A 1225-nucleotide genomic window follows, 5' to 3' on the forward strand; every position below is an offset into this window, starting at 1 on the left:
GCATTAAGGTGTGAGCAACGCAACCACAGAACCTTAACCATACCGCCGTAAACACAAAACCCAACCTTGACCCGAAAATGCCAAGCGTTGGGAGTCACTCTTAAATGCTTTGTTATGTTTTGGGTTCAATGGATATCTAAAACACTATTTTTCGTGCTTAAAACGATACCTTTCAGATAAACAAACCAAGGAACCGACTAACGCCGCAACACATACTACAACGGTCTGATAAGTCGCCCCTGTTACCTTAAAATCATTCAATATCTCGGTTGCCGCCAACATGGGCAATGTTACGGTGAGAGCGAGGCTGACTAGTTTTGTTGTTTTTAACCTTGCTCCCCTCCGCCTACTGTAAAAATAATACGCATAATCCGAATAAAGGACAAACAGAGAAATAAATAGAGCCAGTATCCAAAACATTAACTATAAATCCTCTGGTCTAAGTAAGTTACGACGCACAAGTTCCTTTTTTGCGGACATGGAGTCAGCTTCATTAAAACCTTTTATTACACTGGCAAGAATAACAGCTACGAAAAACGCTCTCGAGCTAACTTGTTGAGCGGAAGCAGATAACTTCAACTTATTTAATGCTTCCTCAGCTATATGAACAGATGCCATATCTTTCACCAAGGAAGCGCCACCACCTTTTGATAAAGAATAAATTATGGCTGCGGCAAAACCAACTTCGAGCTTAACTTCTATTGTTATAAACCATGTTGAGAGAAAGTCAGCAACTGCTTTATGTGTTTTAAAGTACTCTTGTAATTCGCGATTTGATAAACTCCAAGGATTCCACATTGGTTTTGCAATACTCTGCGCAACTAGCATTTGCACCTTACCAAAAAACCTCCGATTCCCAAGAGCCTGAGCTTGCTCCATGACCTTTCTTTGTTCGATTTTACTTAATTGTCGATACAGAATGACTCCCGTGAGAACTGGAAGTACACTTTCTCTGTTGCCTCGAACAAAGTTCAGATCGTCATCTAACCCCGTTAGTATTGCCAACTGAACTACAGGTTCAGTTTTTAAAGTCTGCTCACTATAACCTCTAACCATTTTTAATTTCCCAAAGTATCTTATGCCGTTTGCGTACAATATCTACAACAAATTGATATGCAAGTGATGGCAATAAATTTCAGCTAGAACGTATCAATGTTTGGAAAATAAAAGGGGAAATTAGAGATAGTCGCCGCAAAAGCTAAGTATTTCCTGAAGAAACATAACG

General features: G+C 39.7%; 1 protein-coding gene. It reads right to left on the reverse strand.

Going from position 1 to position 1225, the window contains the following annotated elements; all coding sequences use genetic code 11:
- Positions 1-423: 423 nt before the first annotated feature.
- On the reverse strand, positions 424-1056 hold the full coding sequence (locus tag VHA02S_RS24810) for a hypothetical protein (protein ID WP_227740492.1): 633 nt from the start codon (positions 1054-1056) through the stop codon (positions 424-426).
- Positions 1057-1225: the final 169 nt, after the last annotated feature.

Origin of the sequence: Vibrio harveyi NBRC 15634 = ATCC 14126 = KCTC 12724, from assembly GCF_001591145.1 — a bacterium.
Classification (GTDB): domain Bacteria; phylum Pseudomonadota; class Gammaproteobacteria; order Enterobacterales; family Vibrionaceae; genus Vibrio; species Vibrio harveyi.